General features: G+C 67.1%; 5 protein-coding genes and 1 pseudogene. All 6 read left to right on the top strand.

What is annotated here, in order from left to right; genetic code table 11:
• Positions 1 to 455 (top strand): thiamine pyrophosphate-dependent enzyme (locus tag ABD747_RS02145; protein ID WP_344801436.1); only part of this gene is annotated, 455 nt, incomplete at its 5' end.
• Positions 456 to 458: 3 nt separating this feature from the next.
• Positions 459 to 1562, top strand: coding sequence for an enolase C-terminal domain-like protein (locus ABD747_RS02140; RefSeq protein WP_344801435.1), 1104 nt, complete (start codon positions 459 to 461; stop codon positions 1560 to 1562).
• A gap of 749 nt (positions 1563 to 2311) precedes the next feature.
• The gene (locus tag ABD747_RS02135) at positions 2312 to 2869 is read left to right on the top strand and encodes a DUF6328 family protein (RefSeq protein WP_344801434.1); all 558 of its coding nucleotides are present in this window, start codon (positions 2312 to 2314) and stop codon (positions 2867 to 2869) included.
• Between the two features lie 179 nt (positions 2870 to 3048).
• Positions 3049 to 3558: pseudogene (locus ABD747_RS02130) on the top strand (DUF4158 domain-containing protein); the annotation flags it as partial.
• Positions 3559 to 4393: 835 nt separating this feature from the next.
• Complete coding sequence (locus tag ABD747_RS02125) at positions 4394 to 6082, top strand: Tn3 family transposase (protein ID WP_344801433.1); 1689 nt, start codon at positions 4394 to 4396, stop codon at positions 6080 to 6082.
• Positions 6083 to 6240: 158 nt separating this feature from the next.
• Positions 6241 to 7458: an FAD-binding domain gene (locus ABD747_RS02120; RefSeq protein ID WP_344801432.1), complete on the top strand. Its 1218-nt coding sequence runs from the start codon at positions 6241 to 6243 to the stop codon at positions 7456 to 7458.
• The last annotated feature ends 120 nt before the right edge of the window (positions 7459 to 7578 follow it).

The raw sequence follows: 7578 nt of genomic DNA, 5'->3' as shown, positions 1-7578 counted from the left end.
AGATGAACGGCATCAACGAACTGATCACCATCGCCAAGTACTGGCGCGACTGGTCCGATCCGCGGCTGGTCGTGATGGTGCTGCACAACGACGACCTGAACCAGGTCACCTGGGAACTCCGCGCGATGGGCGGCTCACCCCAGTTCCTGCCGTCGCAGCAACTACCCGACTTCCCCTACGCCGGCTACGCCCAAAGCCTCGGGCTGGACGGCATCTCCTGTACCGACGCCGCCCAGGTCGGCGACGCCTGGGACCGGGCCCTCGCGGCCACCCGGCCCTGTCTGATCGAGTTCCGTGCCGACCCGGCGGTGCCGCCGATCCCGCCGCACGCCACCTGGGACCAGATGATCAACGCCGCCGAGTCGATCGTCCGCGGCGACACCGACCGGCTCGACATGATCAAGGAAGGGGTCAAGTCCAAACTCGCCGAGGTGCTGCCCGGCAGGAGCTCCTGACCGGTGGCCCGGCCGCTGAGTGTCGAGCGCGCGGAGGTCTCGGCCTACACCGTGCCCACCGACGCCCCCGAGGCCGACGGCACCTTCACCTGGACCGAGACCACGATGGTGCTGGTCCGGATCTGGGCCGACGGCCAGGTCGGCACAGGCTGGACGTATGGGTCGGTCGCGACCGCGACGTTGATCCGGCAAACCCTGGCGCCGATGCTGATCGGACGTCCGGTCACCGACATCGGCCGGATCTGGCCTGATCTGCGGATCGCCTTGCGCAACATCGGCTACCCGGGCATCGGGTCAATGGCGGTGTCCGCGACCGACTGTGCCCTGTGGGACCTGAAGGCCCGCGTGCTGGGCCTGCCGCTGCACCGGCTCCTTGGCGCGGTCCGAGACGCCGTGCCGATCTACGGTTCCGGCGGCTTCACCAGCTACGACGACGAGCAGCTGGCCGCACAGCTCGCAGGCTGGGTACACGACGACCACCTCACCCGGGTCAAGATCAAGATCGGGGAGGCCTGGGGAACCGACCAAGACCGTGACCTGGCTCGGGTGCGGCAGGCCCGGGACGGAGTCGGCGACCAGGGCGAGCTGTACGTCGACGCCATCGCCGGCTACACCGTCGCTCAAGCAGTTCGGATGAGTTATGCGTTGGACACGCTAGACGTGACCTGGTTCGAAGAACCCGTCTCCAGCGACGACCTCGCCGGGCTGCGACGGGTCCGAGAGGGATGCCAAGCCGACGTCACCGCCGGCGAATACGGCTACAGTCTGGACTACTTCGCACGGATGGCCGAGGCCGGGGCGGTCGACTGTCTCCAGGTCGATGCCACCCGGTGCGGCGGAATCAGCGAGCTGCTGCGCATCACACCCCTCGCCGCCGCCCACCATCTCGATATCTCCGGTCACTGCGCGCCCTACCAGCACCTGGCCGTGCTGGCCGCCGTGCCGAACCTGCGCCACCTCGAATGGTTCCACGACCACGTCAGGATCGAACAGCTCTTCTTCGACGGCGCCGACCCACCCCGAGACAGTGCACTGCATCCACCAGAATCAGTCGGCAACGGTCTCACCTGGCGCCCAGATGCGGCCAGCCCTTTCCAGGTGTTCTAGCCAAGCGTGCTAGGGATCAGGAGGAGATTCCGACGAGCCGAGGAGCGTGGGCCGCGGACGGATCGATCAGCTGGAACAAATCGCCGGGAAGCCGTGCCGAGCCGGTGCAGCGGCAGCCGTTTCGTGCCAGGATCACGGTTGTTGATCCGGACTGCCCGGCGCGACTCGAATCTCGGCATCGTGAGAGCCGCCCTGCGTGGGAGCGCGTGTGCTGGCCGCGGGTGCGGGTATCGGCTCGATAGAGCTCGGCCGATGGCTGTCGCGCGGCGAAGAAGGCACAGTGGCTGATCGTGCCTGTCGGGGTCGCCGCATCGCTCCAGGCCATCGGCCGGGTCAGGCGTTCCGGACCGCCGGGTGACTCGGATCTGCGGAAGGATGAGTCTCCGCGAGCCGCTTCGCGTCATCGAAGCGAAGGCGGGAGGGCGCGGTCGATGTCCGCGGCCTGCTCACCCGCGTCACACCACGCCGCCGCCGCAGCCGGAATGGCTCGATCAGTGAGGTTCCTCGCCGGAGGTGCGGGGCGGCTCGCTGACCATCTGGTACCACCGGCGCAACCCGCCGCCCGATGCCGCCGGTCACGGTCAGGCGAGCCGGGGCGCTGGTTCTGGTCGGACTGCCGGCTTGAGCGACGACGACCCATCGGAATCGTTGAGATGAGGGTCTGATCATTGCGGCTGGAGGCAAGGCTCAGATGCGACCGCGAGCGGCCCGGGCGGTTGCTGTTCTGGGGGTACTGGTTCGGTATGACGATGGAGGGGCGGGACGTCGATCCCGGTGACGGTCGGGACGAGACGATCAACGAGCGGATGGACCGGAACTGGAACGAGTTGCTGCAGGAGATGCGGGTGACGCAGACGGGGACCCAGATCTTGAGTGGGTTCTTGTTGACGATTGCGTTCCAGCCCACGTTTCACGGGCTGCCGGCCTTCGACAAGACCGTGTATCTGTTTCTGGTGCTGGCGGCGACGGTGACTACGGCGTTGGCGTTGGCTCCGGTCCATCTGCACCGCACGCTGTTTCGGCATCATTCGAAGCCGGCCCTGGTTCAGATCGGCCATCTGTTGTTGCGGGCTGCGTTGACCGGCGTCCTGCGGGCGACCGCGCCCTTCGTCTATGTCCGGCTGCATGGCCCCGACCATGATCACCTCTACGGCGGAAGCTACAGCGAGGCGGACCTGGGTTGGTGGGCCGACCGGATCCGGGAATGGCGGTGCAGCGACAAAGACGTCTGGGTGTACTTCAACAACGACGGGGCTGGGCACGCCGTCCGCAACGCCAACCGGCTCCGCGCACTGCTTGCGAGATGAGACCCGTGTCCGACACATCGGGGTCTCCTTAGCAACGGAGCAAATCTGGTCCCTACCTCCTTGGTGCGAGCCTGCTGTCACAAAGTTGTGGAACGGTGAGCTCCGGGAGGTCGGGGGAGTCGGATCCCGGGACTGTCGCCCCTTTCGTGGGCCATGGTCGTCGCTGGATAGCGTGCCTCATGCCAGTTCGGTTTCTGTCCGATGCTGAGCTTGCGCGGCTGAGTGGTTGGCCGGACGAGATCGCCGATGACGATCTGGTCACGTACTTCACGCTGAGCAGCGACGATCTCGGCTGGCTGGTCGCGAACGTTCGGGTGGAGAACCGGATCGGCGCCGCCGTCCAGCTGTGCGCACTGCCGTGGCTGGGCTGGATCCCGGATGAGCTGACTGGGTGCCCGTCGGCCGCGGTAGACCGCTTGGCCGCACAGCTCGGCCTGCCCGGCGATGACGTGTCCGCGATGCTCGCCGGATACGGCGGCTGGGAGGGCCGCACCCAACGTGATCACCGGGCGCTGGTGCTGGCCCGACTCGGCTGGCGCGCCTTCGCCGGTCACCGTAAGCAGCTCGACGCTTTCCTTCAGGCTCGGGCTATGGAACACGACGCACCGGGCGTGTTGCTTCAGCTGGCGTGCGACTGGCTACGCAACGAACGGATCGTCCGCCCATCAGTGGACATGTTGTCCCGGACGGTCGCGGCGGCTCGCGACGGTGCCCGCGCCGAGACCTACCACCGGCTCGCCCCGCTGTTCACTCCACGACGCGCGGCTGGGTTGGACGGGCTGCTGGATGTCGATGACGACTTGGGCATGACTCGCCTGGCGTGGCTGCGTCGCGGCGCGACCGCTGCAACCCCGGAAGTGCTCAAGGCAGAGCTGACCAAGCTGGAGTTCCTGCGTGCTCACGGCGCTGATCGGCTCGACCTCTCCGTGCTGCCGGCTGGTCGCCGGCGGATGCTCGTCGAGACCGGGCGCCGATCCACGAACCAGGCGTTGCAGCGCGCCGACGTCGACCGGCGATACCCGATCTTGCTGGCCACGCTGGCTGAGACCTATGTCGAGGTACTCGACGAACTCGTGCAGCTGTTGGATCAGGCGTTGGCCGGGGCTGACTCGCGCGCCCGGTATGACCTGTCCCAGCGGGTCGTGGAACGGGCCAAGATCGAGATCGACCGCGGACGTCTCCTCGATGAGATGCTCGACATTCTTGCCGACCCGCTGGTGTCTGATGCGGACGCCGGCCGGCTGGTCCGGGAACGCGTCGGCATGCAGCGACTGCAGGCGGCGCGTCGGCCGGCCGAAGAGCGGCAGCCGCGTGATCACGGTCATTTCGATCTGCTCGCCGCCCGCTACAAGTACCTGCGGACCTTCACCCCGGCGGTCGTCGCGCACCTGCCGGTGACCGGCAATACCGCCAACCCGGAGGTCGCCGCGCTGTTGGCGGCGGTGGACGTGTTGCGCGAGTTGAACGCCGCCGGTCGAACCACTGTCCCCGAGCGGGCCACCAGCCAACGAGGCCACGATCTTCGTGCCGGCTCGCTGGCGCGGCTACCTCGACCAGACCCGTGGGCGGCAGGGTCGCGGGGCCGCGTATCGGCACTATTGGGAACTGAGCGTGCTGTACGGGGTGCAGCCGAAACTGCGCTCGGGCGACATGTGGGTGCCCGGCTCCCGCCGGTATACCGATCCGACGACTCTGCTCATCCCGGCTGGGACATGGGCGACCCAACGCGACGACTTCTGCACCGTCACCGGTACCGACGCTGATCCGACGCGCCAACTACACCGGCTGGAGACCGAGCTCCACGCCGCGGTTGACGATCTGAACCGAATACTCTCCGACCCGGCGAGTGAAGGCCTGGCCCGGATCGGGGACGACGGCGATCTGATCGTGTCGCCGCTACCCGCCGAGCAAGTCCCGGCTGGGGCAGATGCACTCGCCGAGGCTGTCGCCGCTCGTCTGCCGCAGGTCCAGCTACCCGCACTGCTGATCGAAGTCGACCAAGACACCCGGTTCAGCGAGGCATTCACCCACGCCGGCGGTGCTCAGCCGCGCAACCCCGACCTGGTCCGCAATCTCTACGCCTCGGTGCTGGCCTACGCCTGCAACCTCGGCTACGCCGGAATGGCCGACGCCACCGGCATCTCCGAAGACACTCTTGCGTGGACCTCGCAGTGGTACCTACGCCAGGAGACCTTGCGTGAGGCAAACGCCCGCCTGGTGAACGCCCACCACCGGCACCCGCTCGCCGCACTGTGGGGTGGCGGCACCTTGTCGTCTTCGGATGGGCAGCGGTTTCCGCAGCGCGGCCGGAGCCTGACCGCCCGCGCGCTGTCGCGCTACTTCCTCGACGAAGGCACCACCACCTACACCCACGTCTCCGACCAGCACTCGACCTACGGCACCAAAGTCATCCCGACCACCTGGCGGGAAGCCGTCGCGGTCCTGGACGAAATCTTCGGCAACCCGACCGACCTACCGATCCGTGAGCACACCGCCGACACCGCCGGCCAGACCCTGGCCACGTTCGCGATCTTCGATCTGGCAGGGCTGCGGTTCTCCCCACGGATCCGAGACATCGGTCGGCTGCAGCTGTACCGGCTCGGCGCCGGGCCCTTCTGGCGCGATCGGTACCCGCACGCCGGTCCGCTGCTCACCCAACCCATTCAGACCCAGCTGATCGTCGACCACTGGAGTGATCTGCTCCGGCTCGTCGGATCGATGAAGTTCGGCCACACCACCGCCAGCCTGCTCATCGCCAAGCTGCACGCCAGCAGCCGGCAGAACTCGCTTGCGCGTGCACTTCAGGAATACGGCCGGCTCGTCCGCACCATCTGCCTGAGCCGCTACATCGCCAACGAAGAACTCCGCCGCCGGGTGCGGCGGCAACTGAACAAGGGTGAGAGTCTGCACGCGCTCGCCGCGACCTATTCTTCGCCCACCAAGGCCAGATCCGACGCCGGCACCGACGACCAGGTCGACCAGGCACTCTGCCTCACCCTTGTCACCAACGCTGTCGTGCTGTGGAACACGACGTACCTGGGCGACACTCTCGACGCCCTGCGCGCCGACGGTCACCCGATCCCGGCAGACGGCGCCGCGCACCTGACACCAGCACAACACGACCACATCAACTTCTACGGCACCTACACCTTCGACTTCGAAACAGAGCTCCGACGCGAAGGACACCGACCGCTTCGCTCACCGGCCGCCTGACTATCAGCCGGTCCGAGAACGAAAGGGACCAGATCCGCTGCGCCTGGCCCTGCAGACATTGCCGACGGCGACCGCGTCGCCCCCGCGAGAACATCCCTTTGTACGGCCGACAGTTGCTTTCGATCGGTCGACAGTTGTTAGACCGATAGTCTATACTGATGGTCGAACCGACAGTCGAGAAGAAGGGGTTTAGCGGAGTGAGGGTGTTGATTGTGGGTGCCGGGATTGCCGGACCCACCCTGGCTTTCTGGCTGCTCCAGGCGGGGCATCAGCCCACGTTGGTCGAGCGCGCGCCGGAGCTGCGACGCGGTGGCTATCTGGTCGACTTCTGGGGGGCCGGGTTCGATGTGGCCGATCGGATGGGGATCGTTCCCGAGCTGAGCAGGCGCGGATATGTGATGACTGAGGCGCGGTCCGTCGACCGCGGCGGTCGTCGGATCGCGTCGGTCAATCCGTCGGGGATCATGGGATCGACCGAGCGGTATGTCAGCATCGCCCGCTCCGATCTGGCCGCGGCCATCTACGACGCGCTGGAAGGCGCGGTGGAGCTGATTGTGGATGACACGGTATGCGCTCTCGACGACGACGGGGATCGAGTCCGCGTCACATTCGAGAATGAGCAGCCACGCGACTTCGATCTCGTCGTGGGAGCTGACGGGCTGCACTCACAGGTCCGTCGGCTGGCGTTCGGCCCCGACCAGCAGTTCGAGCAGTACCAGGGCATTGTCGTTTCGGTGTTCGACGTCGCGGGATACCGACCGCGCGACGAGCTGGTCGCCATCATGCATGCCGAGGTTGGTTTCCAGGCGGTCCGGATGTCGTTGCGCGACGACGTCACCATGGTGGTCTTCACGGTCCGACACGACGGCCGGGTGCCCCTCGACAGCGTTGCGGAGCAGCAGGAGTTGCTGCGCGAACGGTTGGCCGGGGCGGGCTGGGAGACGCCGTCGCTGGTCGAGGCGATGCCACAGGCCACGACGTTCTACTTCGATGCTGTAAGCCAGATCCAGATGCCGTCCTGGACGCGCGGCCGGGTGGCCCTGGTCGGGGATGCGGCAGCCTGTCCGTCGCTGCTGGCCGGCCAGGGCTCGGCGCTGGCCATGATCGAGTCATATGTGCTGGCTGCTGAGCTGGCCCGGGCCGACGGCGATCACGGACTCGCGTTTACCCGCTACCAGAAGCGGCTCGCGCCGTTCCTGCAGTCCAAGCAGGCCGCCGCCAGGGGGCTTGGGGTGGCGTTCGCGCCGCGGGATAGGCTCCAGCTCCTGGTGCGAAACACGGTGATGAGGCTGATGGGACTGCCGAAGGTAGCGGATCTGGCGATGGGCAGAAGCTTCCACGACGCCATCGAGCTACCCGCCTTCGTCCCCGCCTGAGAAGGCTGCTGAGATCCGTGGTTCGACCTCGCTTCGCCAAGCTTCCCGCGGCGCAGCAGCAGGCGATTGTCTCCGCTGCGGTGGAGGAGTTCGCCGCGCACGGGTTCCACGACGCCTCGC

Origin of the sequence: Microlunatus ginsengisoli (assembly GCF_039537205.1) — a bacterium.
Taxonomy (GTDB): domain Bacteria; phylum Actinomycetota; class Actinomycetes; order Propionibacteriales; family Propionibacteriaceae; genus Microlunatus; species Microlunatus ginsengisoli.
Note: the sequence above shows the minus strand (reverse complement) of the source record. Positions and strands in the feature narration are given on the sequence as shown.

Bases quoted from the DNA above. Each gene is read 5' to 3' on its own strand.
- ABD747_RS02135 (WP_344801434.1), top strand. From the start codon at position 2,312: ATGGAGGGGCGGGACGTCGATCCCGGTGACGGTCGGGACGAGACGATC.
- ABD747_RS02120 (WP_344801432.1), top strand. From the start codon at position 6,241: ATGGTCGAACCGACAGTCGAGAAGAAGGGGTTTAGCGGAGTGAGGGTG.